This is a genomic window from Hydrogenoanaerobacterium saccharovorans (genome assembly GCF_016901815.1).
GTDB classification, from domain to species: domain Bacteria; phylum Bacillota; class Clostridia; order Oscillospirales; family Ruminococcaceae; genus Avimicrobium; species Avimicrobium caecorum.
Genome location: NZ_JACSNR010000007.1, coordinates 40,063 through 59,111, shown reverse-complemented (window position 1 = coordinate 59,111; position 19,049 = coordinate 40,063). Strand labels below are relative to the sequence as shown.

The 19,049-nt window shown below is 56.1% G+C and carries 18 protein-coding genes, 3 tRNA genes and 1 other annotated feature; of the genes, 15 read left to right on the top strand and 6 right to left on the bottom strand.

What is annotated here, in order from left to right:
• Positions 1 to 82: 82 nt before the first annotated feature.
• From H9X81_RS07800 to H9X81_RS07755, 10 genes are all read left to right on the top strand, one after another.
• Positions 83 to 628 (top strand): peroxiredoxin-like family protein, encoded by a 546-nt coding sequence (locus H9X81_RS07800; RefSeq protein ID WP_177502974.1) that lies wholly within the window; start codon positions 83 to 85, stop codon positions 626 to 628.
• Between the two features lie 164 nt (positions 629 to 792).
• Positions 793 to 3,252 carry an endopeptidase La gene (gene lon, locus H9X81_RS07795; RefSeq protein ID WP_204721076.1) on the top strand — a complete coding sequence of 820 codons (2,460 nt, stop codon included), beginning with the start codon at positions 793 to 795 and terminating at the stop codon, positions 3,250 to 3,252.
• Between the two features lie 9 nt (positions 3,253 to 3,261).
• Positions 3,262 to 3,870, top strand: coding sequence for a ribosome biogenesis GTP-binding protein YihA/YsxC (gene yihA, locus H9X81_RS07790; protein WP_204721074.1), 609 nt, complete (start codon positions 3,262 to 3,264; stop codon positions 3,868 to 3,870).
• 158 nt (positions 3,871 to 4,028) lie between these two features.
• Positions 4,029 to 4,316, top strand: coding sequence for a YerC/YecD family TrpR-related protein (locus H9X81_RS07785; protein ID WP_177502971.1), 288 nt, complete (start codon positions 4,029 to 4,031; stop codon positions 4,314 to 4,316).
• 2 nt (positions 4,317 to 4,318) lie between these two features.
• Positions 4,319 to 5,089: a class I SAM-dependent DNA methyltransferase gene (locus H9X81_RS07780; protein WP_204721072.1), complete on the top strand. Its 771-nt coding sequence runs from the start codon at positions 4,319 to 4,321 to the stop codon at positions 5,087 to 5,089.
• A complete protein-coding gene (gene hslO, locus H9X81_RS07775; RefSeq protein ID WP_204721070.1) occupies positions 5,090 to 5,962 on the top strand; it encodes an Hsp33 family molecular chaperone HslO in 873 nt (290 codons plus the stop codon).
• Positions 5,963 to 6,075: 113 nt separating this feature from the next.
• Positions 6,076 to 6,151 (top strand) — tRNA-Val (locus H9X81_RS07770).
• Between the two features lie 3 nt (positions 6,152 to 6,154).
• Positions 6,155 to 6,230 (top strand) — tRNA-Gly (locus H9X81_RS07765).
• A 4-nt stretch (positions 6,231 to 6,234) separates the two neighbouring features.
• A tRNA-Cys gene (locus H9X81_RS07760) sits at positions 6,235 to 6,308 on the top strand.
• 64 nt (positions 6,309 to 6,372) lie between these two features.
• Positions 6,373 to 6,960 carry a hypothetical protein gene (locus H9X81_RS07755; protein WP_204721068.1) on the top strand — a complete coding sequence of 196 codons (588 nt, stop codon included), beginning with the start codon at positions 6,373 to 6,375 and terminating at the stop codon, positions 6,958 to 6,960.
• A 62-nt stretch (positions 6,961 to 7,022) separates the two neighbouring features.
• Here H9X81_RS07755 and H9X81_RS07750 read toward each other — a convergent pair whose 3' ends face one another.
• Positions 7,023 to 7,406, bottom strand: a complete 384-nt coding sequence (locus tag H9X81_RS07750) for a pyridoxamine 5'-phosphate oxidase family protein (protein ID WP_191392533.1) — start codon at positions 7,404 to 7,406, stop codon at positions 7,023 to 7,025.
• Positions 7,407 to 7,548: 142 nt separating this feature from the next.
• On the opposite strand from H9X81_RS07750, the gene H9X81_RS07745 reads away from it, so the two are divergent.
• Positions 7,549 to 7,932: a winged helix-turn-helix transcriptional regulator gene (locus H9X81_RS07745; RefSeq protein WP_204721066.1), complete on the top strand. Its 384-nt coding sequence runs from the start codon at positions 7,549 to 7,551 to the stop codon at positions 7,930 to 7,932.
• A gap of 63 nt (positions 7,933 to 7,995) precedes the next feature.
• Here the strand turns inward: H9X81_RS07745 and H9X81_RS07740 are convergent, their stop codons facing one another.
• The 3 genes from H9X81_RS07740 to pheS form a co-directional block, all read right to left on the bottom strand.
• Entirely contained in the window at positions 7,996 to 8,247 is a 252-nt protein-coding gene (locus H9X81_RS07740) for an IreB family regulatory phosphoprotein (RefSeq protein WP_177502965.1), read from the bottom strand.
• A gap of 81 nt (positions 8,248 to 8,328) precedes the next feature.
• The gene (gene pheT / locus H9X81_RS07735; protein WP_191392535.1) at positions 8,329 to 10,713 is read right to left on the bottom strand and encodes a phenylalanine--tRNA ligase subunit beta; all 2,385 of its coding nucleotides are present in this window, start codon (positions 10,711 to 10,713) and stop codon (positions 8,329 to 8,331) included.
• 13 nt (positions 10,714 to 10,726) lie between these two features.
• The gene (gene pheS, locus H9X81_RS07730; RefSeq protein ID WP_191392536.1) at positions 10,727 to 11,746 is read right to left on the bottom strand and encodes a phenylalanine--tRNA ligase subunit alpha; all 1,020 of its coding nucleotides are present in this window, start codon (positions 11,744 to 11,746) and stop codon (positions 10,727 to 10,729) included.
• A gap of 85 nt (positions 11,747 to 11,831) precedes the next feature.
• Positions 11,832 to 12,089, bottom strand: a binding site (T-box leader).
• A gap of 186 nt (positions 12,090 to 12,275) precedes the next feature.
• On the opposite strand from pheS, the gene acpS reads away from it, so the two are divergent.
• From acpS to H9X81_RS07715, 3 genes are read left to right on the top strand one after another with little or no spacing between them, the layout of a single operon-like run.
• Positions 12,276 to 12,647, top strand: coding sequence for a holo-ACP synthase (gene acpS / locus H9X81_RS07725; protein WP_204721064.1), 372 nt, complete (start codon positions 12,276 to 12,278; stop codon positions 12,645 to 12,647).
• Between the two features lie 3 nt (positions 12,648 to 12,650).
• The gene (locus H9X81_RS07720) at positions 12,651 to 14,180 is read left to right on the top strand and encodes an NAD(P)H-hydrate dehydratase (RefSeq protein ID WP_204721062.1); all 1,530 of its coding nucleotides are present in this window, start codon (positions 12,651 to 12,653) and stop codon (positions 14,178 to 14,180) included.
• Between the two features lie 20 nt (positions 14,181 to 14,200).
• On the top strand, positions 14,201 to 14,725 hold the full coding sequence (locus H9X81_RS07715) for a hypothetical protein (protein WP_191392539.1): 525 nt from the start codon (positions 14,201 to 14,203) through the stop codon (positions 14,723 to 14,725).
• Positions 14,726 to 14,847: 122 nt separating this feature from the next.
• Here the strand turns inward: H9X81_RS07715 and murC are convergent, their stop codons facing one another.
• Positions 14,848 to 16,221, bottom strand: coding sequence for a UDP-N-acetylmuramate--L-alanine ligase (murC, locus tag H9X81_RS07710; protein WP_204721060.1), 1,374 nt, complete (start codon positions 16,219 to 16,221; stop codon positions 14,848 to 14,850).
• Between the two features lie 319 nt (positions 16,222 to 16,540).
• Entirely contained in the window at positions 16,541 to 18,025 is a 1,485-nt protein-coding gene (gene glpK / locus H9X81_RS07705) for a glycerol kinase GlpK (RefSeq protein WP_204721058.1), read from the bottom strand.
• A 237-nt stretch (positions 18,026 to 18,262) separates the two neighbouring features.
• On the opposite strand from glpK, the gene yunB reads away from it, so the two are divergent.
• A complete protein-coding gene (gene yunB / locus H9X81_RS07700; RefSeq protein ID WP_204721056.1) occupies positions 18,263 to 18,964 on the top strand; it encodes a sporulation protein YunB in 702 nt (233 codons plus the stop codon).
• Positions 18,965 to 19,049 lie beyond the last annotated feature (85 nt).

Below are 19,049 nucleotides of genomic sequence, written 5' to 3'. Positions count from 1 at the left end.
TTCGGCAATACTTGACAGTTTCAGCCGAATATACTATGATATTTGTAAGAATGCGCCTGTTTAGGCGGAAAGGCGTGGTTTTATGGAGAATAAGCTGATTTCTTTCGGTGACAAGGCCATAGACTTTACATATCAGACCCCTTATGGAAAGACATCCACTCTGGAGGAAAAGGTCCAGAAGGCAGATAAAACCTTCCTGATCTTCCTGCGGTATTACGGTTGTACCATCTGTCAGCTGGATATCCGGGCCTATCGGGAGAACTATCAGAAGTTCCTGGACAAGGATGCCCAGATTCTTCTGGTACTGCAGAGCGCTCCGGCTACCATTGCCGAGAGCATTACCGAGGAGGAGCTGCGGTTCGAGGTAGCCTGCGATCCCGAGGGCAAGCTCTATGACCTCTATCAGGTGGGGGCAGCCCGGAGCAAGCTGGGGCTGGCTTCCATCAAGACCATCCGCAAGATCCAGGCAGCCAAGAAGCTGGGTCTGGAGCACGGTGCCTATGAAGGCAATGAGCTCCAGCTGCCGGCAGTGTTCCTGCTGGACCGCGGTATGAATGTGGTATATGCGCATCGTGCCAAAAATGCCGGAGATATGCCGGAAATCGCCGATTTGCTTGCCAAGCTGTAACGAGCTGCATACGGATGCCCAAGACCTCTGCTGTACGCCTGCAGAGGTCTTGTTTTACCCTGGTCTTGCTCTTGAAAAGCGGACTGTTTTCGTGTATAATAAAACAATCATGCGGAAGAATGTGCTTTCGCATGGGATTCTACGAATATATGGAGGTGTGTTTTATGGCGGATACCAAAACTGATATGCTGCCGATTTGCCTGCCGGTTCTGCCGCTCCGTGGAGTGGTGATGTTCCCGCAGACGATCCTCAATCTGGATGTTGCCCGGGAAAAATCGGCCCGTGCCATCGAGCATGCTATGAAACACAACAGAAAGATTTTTATTGTGGCTCAGAAGGATGTCCAGCAGGAGGACCCGTCTTTTTCCGATCTGTATCGGGTGGGTGTTGTAGCGGAGATCCAGCAGGTCGTGCGTGCCCGCAACGAAAAGCTGCGCATTATGGTCGAAGGACTGTATCGTGCTGCCATTTCGGATGAGGTCACCGATTTTGAGCCCTTTTTCCTGGCGGAAGTCACAGAACTGCCCTATCGCGGACTGCGCACCGGCTCCACTGATAAGATGAACGCTCTGATGCGTACCGTCAAGGATCTGTATGAGAGATACTGTGAACTGTCGCCCAAGATGTCCAAGGATCTGATCCCCAATGCCATGCTCACCGATGACGCGGTGTACCTGGTGGATTATATCGGCGGAAATATGATCCTCGCCCCTGATAAGAAGCAGACACTGCTCAATGAAAACAGCATTGCCAAGCGTCTGCAGCTGCTGGCTTCGCTGCTGGAAGGGGAGATCAATATCCTCACTCTGGAGCGGGAACTCTACGCCAAGGTCAAGGAGCAGATCGACCAGAACCAGCGGGAGTACTATCTCCGGGAGCAGCAGCGTGCCATTGCCGAAGAGCTGGGCGAAGGGGACAACATCGACAATGAGGCGGATGAGTACCTCAAGAAGATCGAGGCGCTCTCGCTCAATGATGAGGCCAAGGAAAAGCTGACTGCGGAGGTGCGCAAGCTGCGCAAACTCCATCCCAGCTCTCAGGAGGCCGGTGTGGTGCGGGGCTATCTGGATACCTGTCTGGAACTGCCCTGGAATGTCTACACCAAGGACAAGATCGACATCAAGGCGGCGGCCCGACTGCTCGACCGGGAGCACTATGGTCTGCAGAAGGTCAAGGAGCGGATTCTGGAACTGCTGGCAGTGCGTCAGCTGGCGCCGGACATCAGCGGACAGATCATCTGTCTGGTGGGCCCGCCCGGTGTAGGCAAGACTTCCATTGCCCGGTCCATTGCCGAAGCCATGGGACGCAAGTATGTGCGCATGTCCCTGGGCGGCGTCCGGGACGAGTCGGACATCCGGGGTCACCGCAAGACCTACATCGGCTCGATGCCCGGTCGGATCATGGCTGCCATCAAGCAGGCCGGCAGCAGCAACCCGCTGATGCTGCTGGATGAGGTGGACAAGCTGGGCAGTGACTACCGGGGTGATCCCTCGGCAGCCCTGCTGGAAGTGCTGGATGGAGAACAGAATTCCGCATTCCGTGACCACTACATCGAGGTGCCCTATGACCTCTCCAAGGTGCTGTTTGTGGCGACTGCCAACACCACCGAAACCATTCCCGGCCCGCTGCTGGACCGTATGGAAGTGATTGAGCTCTCGAGCTACACCCGGGAGGAGAAGTTCCAGATTGCCAAGCGGCACCTGGTCAAGAAGCAGCTCAGCCGGCATGGACTGGATTCCAAGCGGCTGCATATCACCGATGGTGCGCTGTATGCCATCATCGACAGCTACACCCGGGAGGCTGGTGTCCGGAACCTGGAGCGGAAGATCGGCGAGATCTGCCGCAAGAGCGCCCGGGAGCTGGTAGCCGGTGATGTGGAGAAGGTGAGCGTGACCGAAAAGAATATCGAAACCTATCTCGGGCCCAAGCGCTTCAAGCCGGATGACATCTCCGGTAAGGATGAGGTCGGCGTAGTCAACGGCCTGGCCTGGACTGCTGTGGGCGGCGAGATGCTTCAGGTGGAAGTAGCGGTGATGGACGGCAGCGGCAAGCTGCAGCTCACCGGAAGCCTGGGCGATGTGATGAAGGAGTCGGCACAGGCTGCCATCAGCTATGTGCGCAGTATGGCGGATCGCTTCGGCATCGACCATGAGTTCTATAAGAACAAGGACATCCACATCCATGTGCCGGAAGGTGCTGTTCCCAAGGATGGCCCGTCGGCTGGCGTGACCATCACCACAGCGCTGGTATCGGCGCTCACCGGTATTCCGGTGCGGGGCAAGGTCGCCATGACCGGCGAAGTGACTCTCCGGGGCCGGGTACTGCCCATCGGCGGCCTGCGGGAAAAGACCATGGCTGCATACCGCAACCGGATCAACACCGTGGTAATCCCCCGGCAGAATGTATCCGATCTGCATGAGGTGGATGAAGCAGTGAAGAAGGCGATCCGCTTCGTTCCGGCAGATACGGTGGCAGATGTACTGGAAACAGCTCTGTGCTCCATGCCGCATCCCACCGGAAAGCGGCATGAGGAGAACCATCTGGGCCAGAAAGCGGAATCCAAATCCTTTGAGATCACCGTTCCGAAAGCAGAAACGACCGATCGGCCTCAGGCGAGCAGATAGGAGATTGGCATGAATTTTCACAATGTAGTCTTTGAAACTTCCTTTGGTCGGTTCGACCAGCTTCCCAAATCGGATCTGGTGGAGATCGCCTTTGCGGGGCGCTCCAATGTGGGCAAGTCCTCGATGATCAACAAGGTCTTCAACCGCAAGCAGCTGGCGAGAGTCAGCGCTGTGCCGGGAAAGACTGCCACCATCAATTTCTTCCGGCTGGAAAGTGTGCGCTTTGCGGATCTGCCCGGCTATGGCTATGCCAAGGTAGCCAAGGGGGAGAAGGAGCGCTGGGCCAAGCTCATTGACGGGTACTTCCGCAGCGGACGGAACATCGGTCTGGTGTTCCAGCTGGTGGACGTCCGGCATAAGCCTTCCCAGGATGACCTGCAGATGATCGATTTTCTCATTGAAAACGAGTTCCCGTTTGTGCTGATCCTGACCAAGAAGGACAAGCTGACCAAGACACAGCTGGCAGAGCGTCTGGAAGCACTCCAGACCGAGATTCCCTGTGCGGATCAGATTACCATGATCCCGTTCTCGTCCGAAAAGGGAGATGGGGTAGAGGAAGTCAAGGCAATCATTGAGGAAATTGCTGCGGAATATGCCGAGGATTTGACGGAAGAATAACAACTTCAAGGGAATTATGCAATATAGACTGCACAGTTCCCTTGAATTTTTTGTGTAAACAAATATTTCTTGAATTTTTGGTTGTTTCCCTATTTACTTTTGCACACTAAAATGATAAACTATGACTTGTGAACAAAACTGCACTGGAGGTTATAACATTGGAGCCGAAACTACAAACTTCAACCCTGGAAGAACTATATAAAGCGATCCTGACTTTGGAGAATGTGGAGGAATGCCGCCGCTTCTTCGATGATCTCTGCACAGTTCCGGAACTCAAGGCATTGTCCCAGCGGTTCCAGGTAGCAGGAATGCTGCGGGAAGGCAAGGTATACAGTGAGATCGTGGCTCAGACCGGAGCCAGCACAGCGACCATCAGCCGTGTGAACCGCTCGCTCAATTATGGAGCGGATGGATATACCATTGTTTTCTCCCGGATCAAGAAGTGACGATGCACGGATATGGCTCGTTCGCGAAATACTACGATCAGCTTACCCAGAATATTTCCTATGGGGAGCGGGCGGCGTATTTTGATGCGATAATCAAACAGAATATGGACAGTGCCAGCGTGGTTGCGGATCTGGCCTGCGGGACAGGCAGTTTATCCTTTGAACTGGCCGACCTGGGATATGATGTGGTCGGCGTGGAGCTTTCGGAGGATATGCTGTCTGTTGCCATGCAGAAAAAGATGGAACGCCCGGATCTGCCGTTTACCAATCCGCTGTTTGTCTGCCAGGATCTCTGTGAGCTGGAATTGTACAGCCCGGTGGATGCGGCAGTCTGCGCACTGGACAGCATCAATCACATCACAGAACCGGAAAGTGTCCGGAAGATGTTCCGGAAGGTCGGGGAGTATGTACGCCCGGGCGGACTGTTCGTGTTTGATGTGAATACCGAATACAAACACCGGCAGGTTCTGGGGAATGAAACCTTCGTCTATGATACCGACGAGGTCTACTGTGTCTGGCAGAATACCCTGGAAGATGGTCTGCTGGTGACAATCGATCTGGACTTTTTTGTCTATGATGAGGAGAATGACTGTTATTACCGGGAGAGCGATAGTTTCGCGGAACGGGCATACAGCCATGATTTTTTGTGTACCCTGCTGGCGGAAAACGGCTTTGAGCTGGTGACTGTCTATGGGGATGACAGCTTTGACCCGGCTGGGGAAACCACCCAGCGGGCCATTTATGTTGCAAAGAAAACCGGAAAGGAAAATTAAATGGATAACCTGATTCGTGTCATTGCGCGGGACGGCTCTGTGATGTGCTGCGCAGTGGATTCCACTAAGATCGCCGGAGAGGCAGAGCGGATTCACAAGACTTCTGCCACAGTTACTGCGGCTCTGGGCCGTCTGCTCACTGCCGGCGCCATGATGGGCAGTATGCTCAAGAACTCTGAAGATTCTGTGACCCTGCGCCTGAGCGGCGGCGGTCCTGCCGGCAAGTTCACCGTTGTGGCGGACGGTGCCGGTATGGTCAAGGGCGATGTGGAGAATCCCATTGTGGAGATCCCGCTCAATAGCTACGGCAAGCTGGATGTAGCCGGTGCGGTGGGCAAGGACGGTTCCCTGACTGTGATCCGGGACCTGGGCTTCGCACAGCCGACCATCGGCAGTGTTCCCATCGTTTCTGGCGAAATTGCGGAGGATGTCACCTACTACTATGCGGTCAGCGAGCAGGTTCCCACTGTGTGCAGCCTGGGCGTGCTGGTCAATCCCGATCTGACTGTCGCCAGCGCCGGTGGATTCCTGGTGCAGCTGCTGCCCGGTGCCGACGATTCGGTCATCGACCGCTTGGAAGCCAACATCAACAAGCTGCCGGCTGTTTCGCAGATGATCGCCGACGGCATGACTCCGGAGCAGATCGCTTTTGCCGCTCTGGAGGGCTTTGAGCCGGAGATCCTGGACAACCGCGCGGCAGAGTATCGCTGCGACTGTTCCCGTGACCGGATGCGCAGAGCACTGGTCAGCCTGGGACAGGAGGAGCTGGCCCGGATGGTAGAAGAAGGGGAGAACATTGAGGTAAACTGTCACTTCTGCGGCACAACCCATGTATTCACCCCGGATGAGATCCGTTCGTTCATGCAGAAATAAAATCCGGAATATCTGGAAGATTTCCTGCATAAAATCGGATAAACGGGTTGACAAAGAATCCGGAATATGATATTATAAATAAGCTGAGTCACGACAAGTGATTCAGCCGATGTGGGGGTATAGCTCAGCTGGGAGAGCATCTGCCTTACAAGCAGAGGGTCTCGGGTTCGATCCCTGATGCCCCCACCACATGCGGGTTTAGCTCATCTGGTAGAGCGCCACCTTGCCAAGGTGGAGGTAGCGAGTTCGAGCCTCGTAACCCGCTCCAGTATGGCGCCATAGCCAAGTGGTAAGGCAGAGGTCTGCAAAACCTTCACCACCGGTTCAAATCCGGTTGGCGCCTCCAAAACAGAGTACCGCTCTCAGCGTTCTGCTGAGGGCGGTATTTTTATGCGGAAAGGAAGTTTGTGATGGGCAATACAATGATGAACGCCTCTTATCAGGTGGGGACCATGGCAGTCTGGCTGGGCACTTTTGCGGACCCGGAAGAATTTTACCGGTATGTACAGACCTGTTACTGCACACTGGATGAGGCTGAACTGGACCCGGAGTATATTTTCTCCCCGGCGGAGTTTGAAGAGCGGCTTCACAAGCTGTTCCGTCCGGAGAATGGGGAACGCCCCGAGGAAGCTACTCTGCGCCGGGCTTTCCGAACCCAGTACAATGCGTTTGAGTATGACTTCGGTCTGCTGTTCGATGAGGACTTTGCAGTGTGCGATTACTGCATGGAGCCTACTGAGGATCTCTCCCTGCTGCTGGAGGAGTGGCCCGAGCTGCTTGAGCCGGTCCGCAAGCTGGTCCAGGAGCAGAATTTCCGGGAGCCGGTCAACTGCATTTTTGCAGTGCCATCCTGCATGTATACCGGGCCGGTCCGGATCTCCAATCCCCAGGGCGGAACACTCTGGTTCGTGGGGAATATGAAGGAGGGCGTTTTCTCCGACTCTGTGGCGGAGGATTACAATATCAAGTCCGCAGAGCTGGCAGAAACAGCCGAATAGGTAAAAAACACAGCCTGTATCCAACTGACCGGGTACAGGCTGTGTTTTGCTTTTATGGAAGATTACAGGGACTTTCCGACTTCGGGGCCAGGGGTCAGCACCTCAGCGGATTCGGGGGTGACGATCACAACACCCTTGGTCTTGAGGCCGAACTGGGAAGTCTTGGCGTTGCCGGCTGCCACCAGATCGGCGTCGTCGGTCCAGCGGGCAGTACCCTTGATCTGATAGCCCTCCAGGCCCTCATAGACAACCACCGAAACATGGGCGTCCTTTTCCAGGTTGGCAAGGGTCTTGTTCATGAACACATCGCAGAGCAGGATCTCGCCCTGGGCGTTGATCTCCTTGAACATGATCACAATGGTGTTGGGGTACTCTCCGTTGGTGGAGAGGGTGCAGTTTTTGGTTTTATTGAACAGTGCGCTGACACGCTCGTTGAGCTGATACATCGTTGTTTCCTCCTGTCTGGGATTGCTTGTATTTTGCAGCTGCTGATGTTATAATAATCCCAATACATGGATTTTACAAGTATGTACTTTTTTGTAATATAACTTACCAAATAGTAAGTAACACGCAAATGCGGAGGGAATTATGACAGAGAAGGGAATTTGTCCGATCCAGACGGTATTTGGGATTCTGGGCGGTAAGTGGAAGCATCGCATCCTGCTGGAACTGCATCCGGGCCCGATGCGCTATAATCAGCTGGCAGCCAGCATCGGGACGATCAGCTATAAGGTACTGACCCAGCAGCTCCGGGAACTGGAGGAAGACGGCCTGGTCTGCCGGAAGGTCTATCCCGAAGTGCCGCCCCGGGTGGAATATGCTCTCACCGAAATGGGGGAGAGCATCTTTGTGGTGTTCCGGGAAATGCGCCGCTGGGGTCTGGAATGTGACCCGGTACATGAGCCGGTGTGCAGCCACTGCTGGAAATGCCGGGGACGGGAAGAGAACGCTTCCGGTTCCGCAGATGCGTAAAATTGCCCTGTAAACGAAAAGCAGCTCCCCGGAATGGGGAGCTGTTTTGGTGTTATGGGAAAATTACTTGGCGTTCAGGTAGGAACGCACCAGAGTCTGGAGCAGTTCGTCCCGGTCGATTTTCCGGATCAGGCTTCTGGCATTGTTGTAGGTGGTGATGTAGGTGGGGTCCTCCGAGAGGATATATCCCACGATCTGATTGACCGGATTATATCCCTTTTCGTTCAGTGCCTCATAGACTTCAGTCAGTACCTGACGGATCTGGTATTCTTTTTCGTCCCGAATGGAGAACGCTCTTGTCGGCTCCTGTCTCATCAAAATCACCTCTTACCAATAAGCATACACGAATCCGGTCAAAATAGCAACCGCATTTGTAATTTTTTACACGAAACTTCTTCAGCTTCTCAGTTCGGCGCCCAGTTCAGCCAGAGCTGCCACTGCCTTCTGTACTGCCGATTCGCTTTCCTCATCGGTGATGGTGCGGTCGGCACGGCGCAGTACCAGGTTGAACGCCACACTCTTCTTGCCGGCAGGGATATGGCTGCCCTTGTACACATCGAACAGCACGATCTTTTCCAGCATCGGACCAACAGCGGCACGGACTGCACGCTCCATGGTCAGCACCGGCAGATCATCATCACAGACCACAGCGATGTCACGCTGAGCAGCGGGGAACTTGGGCAGGGGAGTGTACTCCCGGTTGGGGTTGTAGTGAGCGAAGAGCTTCTCCACATCCAGACGGGCAGCATAGCTGCGGGCATCCAGCTCATAGCGCTCGGCTACGATGGGATGGATCTCGCCGAAGCGTCCGATGGGATCACCATCGATCACCAGCTCGGCGCAGCGACCCGGATGGTAGGTGGGATCGTCCTTGACCGGAACGATGTCATACTCTTCAATACCCAGGTTTTCCAGGATGGTTTCGATGGCACCCTTGATGGTGAAGAAATCACAGTCGCCATACATACCCATGGTCAGGCGCACCGGCTCATAGGGGAGCTGCTGACCCTCCACGGGAATATACTCGGTTGCCATCTCATACAGACGGACATCCAGGGTGCGGTGGCTGTAGTTGCTTGCCAGCACTTCCAGCATCGAGGGCAGTGCGGTGGTACGCATTACACTGGTATCCTCGCCCAGGGGGTTGAGGATCTCCACCGAATGACGCTCCGGAGCATCCGCCGGCAGACCGATCTTGTCATAGTACTTGGGGCTGATGAAGGAGAAGGTGGCAATTTCGTTCATGCCCTGAGCCAGGAGCAGTTCGTTGAGCTTGCGCTCGAACTTCTGACGGGGAGTGAGCTGGGCAGCGGCCTCACCACGGATAATGGTGGTGGGGATCTTGTTGTAGCCGTAGAACCGGGCGATCTCCTCCGCAACATCAGCCTTGCCTTCCACATCGGCACGGTAGGAGGGAACGGTGATCATGTCGCCGTCCAGCTGGAAGCCGAGCTGGGTCAGCTTTTCCCGCATGAACTCCTCCGAGATGTCATCGGTGCCCAGGAAGCGGTTGATCCACTCGGGCTCCAGACGGATCTGACGGGGAGTATGGTTGGAATTGTCAATATCAATGATGCCGTCCACTACATCACCGGCATCCAGCAGTTCCACCAGCTCACAGGCACGCATGACTGCGGGCAGGCAGGTGGCAGGATCGAGGCCCTTTTCATAACGACCGGAGCTCTCGGTGCGCATGCCCAGATCACGGGCAGTGACACGGACCGACGGGCCGAAGAAGTTGGCAGACTCGAAAACAATGGTAGTGGTATCGTCATAGATACCGCTGTACTTGCCGCCCTTGACGCCCGCTACTGCCGACGGCTTTTCGCTGTCGCAGATCACCAGCATCTCAGGAGAGAGCACACGGTCCACGCCTTCCAGGGTGAGGATGGTTTCGCCTTCCCGGGCGTTGCGGACTACAATCTGACCGTCCTTCATGTGCTTGAGGTCGAAGGCATGGAGGGGCTGACCATATTCCAGCATGACATAGTTGGTGATGTCGACGATGTTGTTGATGGCACGCATGCCGCTGGCACGCAGACGCTCCCGCAGCCAACGGGGAGACGGCCCGATGCGGACATTCTTCACAACTCTTGCCATATAACGGGGGCAGAGCTCAGGATTTTCCACCCGGACGCTGAGATAGTTATGGATGTCTTCGCCGCAGCCCTTTACTTCCGGCTGATGCAGCTTCAGCGGTACATTGTAGGTTACAGCGGCTTCCCGGGCCAGACCGGTCACCGACAGGCAGTCGGGACGGTTGGGGGTGATCTCAAACTCCACCGATACATCGTCCAGACCGATGGCCTTGCAGATGTCGGTGCCCAGGGGAGCAGCAGCTTCCTCGCCCTGCAGGATAAAGATGCCGTTTTCATCTGCGTAGGGGAAGTCATGGGTTGTCAGGCCCAGTTCACCCAGGGAGCAGAGCATACCGTTGCTCTCCTGACCGCGCAGCTCACCCTTGTGGATGGATACGCCGCCGGGCAGGGTAGAGCCGTCCTTGGCAACGGGTACAATATCACCGGCCTTGACATTCTTGGCGCCGGTGCAGATCTGAATGGGTGCGCCTTCGCCCACATCCACCTTGCATACCACCAGATGGTCGGCATTGGGATGGGGTTCTACCGAGAGCAGCTTGCCCACTACTACATTCTTGATTTCAGCAGTTTCATCGGCATAGCCTTCCACCTTGGAACCACTCATGGTCATGTCGTCAGAGAACTGCTTGGGAGTTACATCAATGTCCACATAATCGGACAGCCATTTCATTGAAAGGTTCATTCTTCACACACTCCTAAAACTGCTTGAGGAATCTCACATCGTTTTCATACAGCAGACGCAGGTCATCGATGTTGTACCGGCGCATAACAATTCGCTCCAGACCAATACCAAAGGCAAAACCGCTGTATACTTCCGGATCGATGCCGCAGCGCTCCAGAACACGGGGGTGTACCATGCCGCAGCCCAGGATCTCGATCCAGCCTTCGCCCTTGCACAGACGGCAGCCTTCGCCATGGCAGTGGAAGCACATGATGTCCATTTCCGCACTGGGTTCGGTGAAGGGGAAGTGATGGGGACGGAACCGCACCTTGGTATCCTCGCCGTACAGACGCTTCACGAATACTTCCAGAGTGCCCTTGAGGTCTGCCATGGTAACGCCCTTGTCCACTACGAGGCCTTCGATCTGATGGAACATGGGGGAGTGGGTGGCATCCACCTCATCCGACCGGTATACACGGCCGGGTACGATCACACGGATCGGAGGCTTCTGCTTTTCCATGGTACGAACCTGCATGGGCGAGGTCTGGGAACGCAGGACCACATTGTCATCAATATAGAAGGTGTCCTGGGTATCCCGGGCCGGATGGTTCTTGGGGATATTGAGTGCTTCGAAGTTGTAGTAATCCAGCTCCACTTCCGGACCGGTCACCACATCAAAGCCCATGCCCAGGAAGATTTCCTTGAGCTCATCCAGAACCAGGTTGAGGGGGTGCTGATGACCGATTACCTGCTTCTTGCCGGGCAGGGTCACATCCAGACGCTCCTCCATCAGACGCTTCTCCAGAGCCTTTTCCTTGAGTTCGGCACCGGTTTCAGCCAGCAGGGTTTCGATTTCAGCCCGGACCTGGTTTGCCAGCTGACCGATTACCGGACGCTCCTCTGCGGAGAGGGAGCCCATCTGCTTGAGAATGGCAGTCAGTTCGCCCTTTTTGCCCAGATAGCGGACCCGGACATCTTCCAGTGCCTTGGCATCCTGAGCCTGTTCCAGCTCTGCCTTGGCAGCCGCCAGAATGTTGTTGAGTGCTTCTTTCACAATATTCACCTCTTCATAGTTTTCGAAAAAAGGGAACGCGGTTTTGGCTGATCCGCCGGGACAAAAGAAAAGATCCTCCGCCCCGAACAGGGACGAAGGATCGCTACACCGCAAACTCCGTGGTACCACCCAGCTTCCTGCGCCAGAAACGGCACAGGCACTCACAGAGGGACAGAATATCCCTCCCGGCCTGTAACGGGGCCTGCCGCAGCTGCCTACTTCTGGTTCAGCAGTGCGCTCGTGAGTGAACTTCGGCAGAGCCTTCGGGCATCGCTTTCAGCCGGTGACGATGCTCTCTGGTACCGGAGGGGAATCTGTCTACTCTCTCAGTCATCGCGTTTGGAAAGTATGAAACTTTAGCTACTATGATAGCACAGCCCATTTGAAATTGCAAGGTGTTTCCCGGATTTTGACAAAAACAGGCTGTTCAGCAAAGGAGGGCCCAAAATTTCCGGCGGCATCCATTTGAAAAAATCCCGCTGCTATGGTAGTATAAAAAGAGATTTTCAGGGAAAGGGGAGGATATGGCATGAACGGCAGTGTGGGAATGGATCTTGCGGAGATTTCCCGGATTCGGAAAGCCATGGAAAATCCCCGGTTCCTGCTGGAATTTTTCACCGAGAACGAACGGGCTTATATTACCGCCCGCCATACACCGGAGCAGTCCGCAGCCGGAGCCTGGGCCGCCAAGGAAGCCTTTTCCAAGGCGGTGGGCACCGGTGTGCGGGGCTGGTCGCTCCGGGAGGTGGAAGTGCTTCACGATCCATTGGGGCAGCCGGTTCTACGGCTGCATGGACGGGCAGCACAGCAGTTTTCAGACTATGCGTTTTCACTGAGCATCAGCCATACGGATACCATGGCAGCGGCAGTTGTACTGGCAGAAAAACAGGGAGGGAAATGACCGATGTATGCACTCAGTTCCGCACAGATGCGGGCTTTGGAGGACCGCTGTGCTGAAGCGGGAATCCGGGGATTCACCCTGATGGAAAATGCCGGACGGGCGGCAGCCCTTGCCATCAACGGTACCATTCCGGTGAAGGGCAAGAAGTGCGTGGTGTTCTGCGGAAGCGGAAACAACGGCGGTGATGGCTTCATCGTGGCAGCGGAGCTCAAGAAGCTCGGGGCGGAGGTGCAGGTGATCCTCTGCTTTGACCTGCCCAAGGGACGCACTGCCCGGGAAGCCTATGAAAAGGCCTATGCGGCAGAAGTCCCCATGGTGGATCTGGCGATCAGTCCCTACGGCTGTGAGCTGGCGATGAGCGGCGTGGATATTGTGGTGGATGCCATCTTCGGCACCGGCTTCCATGGAGAGCTGCCTGCCCGGGCAAAGGCTGCCTGCAAGATGATCAATTCCGCCATCGCCGCGGTATTTGCGCTGGATCTGCCCAGCGGCGTGGAAACAGACAGCTTCCGGTCGGATGCGGACTGCGTCCGGGCGGATTTTACCGTGGTGTTTGACAGCCTGAAGCCATCGCATATCATGCCGCTGACCGCCAAGCTCTGCGGCAACATCTGCATTGTGGACATTGGCATTCCGTCCGAGTTCAAGGAGAACCTGACCTATCGCTATGCGCTGGTCAATGAGGCACTGGCGTCCTCCTTCCTGCCGGTGCGGGCGCTGGACAGCAATAAGCATGACCATGGCTATCTGCTGCTCATAGCGGGCAGCCGGGACTATATCGGAGCGGCAGTGATGGCGTCCGAGGGTGCCAAGCGCAGCGGCGTGGGCTATGTATGCGTGGCTTCGGTGGACGAGGTCTGCCGCATGGTGGCCTCCAAGAGCCCGGAATGTGTCTTTCTGCGCCTGGACGAGAATGAAAACGGACGCATGGATCTGCTCTCCTTTGGGCGGCTCCAGAAGGCCATGGAACGGGCCACCGCCATCTGCATCGGGCCGGGTCTGGGCATTGATGACGATACCCGGGCGCTGTTTGCCTCAGTGCTGGAAAACGCCAAATGCCCGGTGATCATCGACGCCGACGGCATAAATATTCTGTCCGAGAATATAAATGTTCTGGATAGTGTGACTGTGCCGGTGGTTCTGACTCCGCACATCGGGGAGATGGCCCGCCTGCTGGCAGTGGACAGCCAGAGCATTCTGAATGACCGCTATGAGCTGGTGGGCAACTTTGCCAAGCGCTATGGTGTCACAGTGGTCTGCAAGGGCTACCGTACCTTTACGGCACCCGCTGCCATGGGCGCCTATATGAACACCACCGGCAACGCCGGCCTTGCCAAAGCGGGCAGCGGTGATCTGCTCAGCGGCATCATCGGCGCATTGCTGGCACAGGGCCTTGCGCCGGAAAAGGCAGCCTCTGCCGGGGTATATTACCATGGCAAGGCAGCGGATCTCTGCCAGGCAGAGCTGGGGCAGATGTATATGCAGCCCATGGATGTGGCACACTATCTCTCGAAGGCTTATCCCAAACTATAAGAGAGAACAGGGTGTTGGATTTGAAACGAATATTTGCCGGAGTGCTGGCGGTCTGTCTGCTCAGCGGCTGTACCGCACGGGAGCAGGATCAGGAGCTGCTGGAACAGAGCCTGAATACGCCGTTTGAAACCACGGCGCATCTGCAGTATCAGGGGGTGGATGCCCGGATGACCATCCAGGGGGATGGGGCAGCCCGGAGCTATACCCTCAGTTTTACCGAACCGGCTTCGCTGGCAGATGTGGCGATGGTATTCACCGAGGACAAGGTCACCGTGCAGTACCAGGATCTGTCGGTATCTGTAAAGCCAGAAACCTTGACAGATGGAATGGCTGGGGATATTCTGATGGATACGCTCCAGACAGCACTGGGAAGCGAGAATGTGGAGCTGTCCCGGCAGGACGGGGTATTGACCGTCAAGGGCAGGCTGGACAACGGCGGCAATTTTGAGCTGCGGCTGGACAGCCAGACCGGGAATTTTCTCTCCCTCGCCATGCCCGAGAGTGACTTCTATATGGAGTTCTCGGGGTTTGAGTTCTACCGCTGAGCCAGGGGAGAACCATATAGCAGAACAGAAGCCGTCCGGGGATTCCCGGCGGCTTTTTTGCATGGAAAAGAGGCCTGCCCCGTTCAGGGGAACAGACCTCTTTGTGTTCGATCGGAAACGGATCAGCGATGGTATTCCATCATCATCTTGGCGCACTTGTTTACATCGCCGCAGCCGAGAGTGATTACCAGGTCGCCGGGCTTTGCGTGGTTCATCACATATTCTGTGATCTCCTCGAAAGTATTAAACCACACACTGCCGGGGATCTTGTCTGCCAGGTCCTTGGTGTAGACGCCGTAGGTATTGACCTCGCGGCTGCCCATGATCTCGGACATCACCACATGGTCGGCAATGGGGAGCACCCGTGCGAAATCGTCCATGAGCATCTTGGTGCGGGAGTAGGTGAAAGGCTGGAATACCGCCCAGACCTCGTTGTAGTGCATGGTCTTGGCAGCCTGGAGGGTCACTTCCAGCTCCCTGGGATGGTGGGCATAGTCATCGGCAATGGTGATGCCCATATTCTCGCCGTGGATTTCAAAGCGGCGCTTGGCTCCGTGGAAGCCCTCCAGCTCCCGGGCAAACTCCTCCGGAGTCACACCCTGCTCGAAGCAGGCTGCCGCAGCCGCCAGCGAATTGGAAACATTGTGTACACCGGGGATATTGAGCACTACCTCGGTGAGCTTCCTGCCGCCGCTCATCAGATCATAGACAGTGCGGCTCTCGGATACCCGAATATTCTCGGGGTAGTAATCAGCCTCAGAGGTGTGCCCGAAGGTGATGATCCGCACCGGCAGGCCTTCTACAGCCTTCATGGTGTTGGCATCGTCCAGGTTGGCGATGATCGCCTTGGAAGCCTTGGAAGCAAACCGCCGGAAGGAGGCGATGATATTCTCCAGGGTACCGAAGTAGTCCAGATGGTCGGCATCCACATTGAGGATCACGGCATAGCCCGGCGCAATGTGCTGATAGTGGTCGCTGAACTCGCAGGCTTCGCAGACCATGATCTCACTCTGACCGGCCCGTCCGCTGCCGCCGATAATGGGCAGCTTGCCGCCGATCACCGCTGTGGGGTCCTTGCCGGCGCCCATCAGTACCTGGGTGATCATCGAGGTGGTTGTGGTCTTGCCATGGGTGCCGCTGACCGCAATGCAGTCCGCATAGTTTTCGGACAGCAGACCCAGCAGTTCCGCCCGCTCCAGCATGGGGACACCGCTGGCCTTGGCTGCTACCAGCTCAGGATTGTCCGGCAGGATCGCGGCAGTGTAGACGATGAGATCGGCGCCTTCAATGTTCTCCGGCTTCTGTCCGATGGTGACGGAGATCCCCAGCTTCCGCTCCGCGTCGACGGTATCGGTGGGGTTGTTGTCCGAGCCGGTGATGTGATAGCCGGCTGCGGCCAGGATCTGCACCAGCGGATACATACCGCTGCCGCCGATGCCAATAAAATGAATATGCTGCTTCCCCTTGAGGATATTGGTATCAGAAACTGTGTTCATCGCAAACAAGACCTCCGCGTCCCGGAACTGACTCCGGTTTGGTATGATTATGATTCTTTGACTAATTATACCCTATTATGGCGCAAATTCCAAATGAATAATCGCCAAAACCAGGGAAGAATCGCCCTGATTTTGTCAAAATCCCGTCAGAGTGTCGGATTTGGCCCGATTTTGTCAGGTTTCTGGCGATCCGCTCTTTCTAACATCTTATTCCAGATCCGAAAAAATGGTTCCTTTTCCAGATCCCGGGCAGAATCCTGCCCGTTTGGAAATAAAACAGACGGCGAACCAAATCCGCCGTCTGCCGGTATACCGGGGATCAGTCCTCCCAGGCGAGGGTGCGGGAAACTGCCTTTTCCCAGCCATGCAGCAGCCTGCTGCGGGTTTCATCGTCCATAGCGGGCTCAAAGGTGCGGTCGATCTGGACATTCTGCCGCAGCTCATCCAGTCCGCTCCAGAATCCCACAGCCAGGCCTGCCAGATAGGCGGCGCCCAGGGCGGTGGATTCGGCACTGCGGGGCCGGGTAACCGAGCAGCCGATAATATCTGACTGGAACTGCATCAGGAAGTTGTTGGCGCTGGCACCGCCGTCTGCCCGCAGGGAAGTGATGGCTGCGCCGGTATCCTGGATCATGGCGTCCAGCACATCCTTGGTCTGGTAGGCGATGGACTCCAGCGAAGCCCGGATGATATGGCTGCGGTTGCTGCCGCGGGTCAGGCCGAAGATGGCACCCCGGGCATACATATCCCAGTGGGGCGCGCCGAACCCGGTAAAGGCCGGAACCACATAGACTCCGCCGTTATCCTCCACCGAGGTGGCAAAGTATTCCGAATCCTTGGCAGAGATGATGAAGCGCATCTCGTCCCGGAGCCACTGCACCACTGCGCCGCCCACAAAAACGCTGCCCTCCAGCGCATAGCTGACTGTGCCGTTCAGTCCGATGGCGATAGTGGAAACCAGACCGTTCCTGGAGATGCAGAGCTCCGATCCGGTGTTCATCAGCAGGAAACAGCCGGTGCCGTAGGTGTTCTTGGCGTCTCCCTTGTCAAAACAGGTCTGTCCGAACAGGGCTGCCTGCTGGTCGCCCGCTACACCGGCGATGGGCACCGGTACGCCGCTGAGGTTGACAGTCCCGTAGATCTCGCTGGAATTGCGCACTTCCGGGAGCATACAGGCGGGAATGTCCAGAATATCCAGGATATGCTGATCCCAGCAGAGGGTGCGGATGTTGTAGAGCATGGTACGGGAAGCATTGGTATAGTCGGTGATGTGCACAGCGCCGCCGGTCATCTTCCAGATCAGCCAGCTGTCCACGGTGCCGAACAGAATTTCACCTTTTTCCGCCCGTTCCCGCAGGCCGGGAACATGATCGAGAATCCATTTGATCTTGGTGCCGGAGAAGTAGGCGTCGATCAGCAGACCGGTGTTTTCCCGGATGTAGTCCTCATGGCCCGCCGCCTTGAGTTCCTCACAGATCTCCGCGGTACGGCGGCACTGCCAGACAATGGCGTTGTAAACCGGGCGTCCGGTGTCCTTTTCCCAAAGGATGGTGGTCTCCCGCTGGTTGGAGATGCCGATGCCGGCGATCTCATCCGGGGAGAGGTCGCCCTTGGCCATCACTTCCGCCAGTACCCCGGACTGGGAAGCATAGATCTCCAGCGGGTCCTGTTCCACATAGCCGGGACGGGGATAGATCTGGGTCAGTTCCTTCTGAGCAGAGGCAATGATGTTTCCCTCGTGATCGAATACCATGGCCCGGGAACTGGTTGTGCCCTGATCCAGAGCGATAATATACTTCTTCATGTTCTTGCTCCTTGCTGATGGATTTGGATATTTTTTCTCTGAATGCTATATAATAGCACAGCTGTTTCTGTCCGGTCAGAGCCGCAGACGGACCGGCAGGAATTTTGGCGTATTGTACCACAGAGCGCCAGCGGCGGGGAAAAGAGCCATAATATGGCACAATAGCCGTCTTTACCAGCTATTATACTCCACCCGCAGAGAAATGCCAAGTATTGCGCAAAAGGGGCTGAATGATCCATGCGTCGCCGATTCTTTCACAGCCGGAAACCGCTTTCACCCGGCAGCCGGGTGATCCTGTTCCTCACCGGGCTGATCGTTTCCATCTTTCTGCTGGATCTGCGGGTGCGCCCGTATATCCAGAGCATCTCCTCCTATCAGGCCCAGATCTATGGCACCCGGGTCATCAATGACGCCATCTATGAGGAACTTGCCAAGGACAATGTCCGCTATGACAACCTGGTCACCCTGACCCAGAATGCCCAGGGGGAGATCACCTCCCTGCAGACCGATATGGTGGCACTGGGGCGGCTCCGGAGCCGGGTGACCGATGCGGTGCTGCAGGAGATCGATGAGATGGGCAAGCAGGACATCTATCTTTCGATGGGTACACTGTCCGGGGTACAGCTGCTGTCCGGACGGGGGCCGGATCTCAACCTCAAGGTGGTGCCGTCCGGATACATGACCAGCGAGATCGAAAACCGTTTTGATTCCGCCGGCATCAACCAGACCCGGCATCAGATCATGCTGAAGATGGATATGCGGGTGCTGGCGATTATTCCGGGCTATACGGTGGCTACGGATATTCATACTGAATACTGTCTGGCGGAAACGGTGATTGTGGGCACTGTGCCGGATACCTTCCTGGAGCTGGCGGACAGCAGCGATACCCGGCAGATCTACGACCTCACCGCTCTGCAGAACCTGGGGAATGAGGAGTAAAGCTGCCGAAGAATGCGGCGGGAACTCATGGAAATTTTGCATGCGGTGTGGTATAATAACCTCTGAATGGCATTCTCTGGTCCGG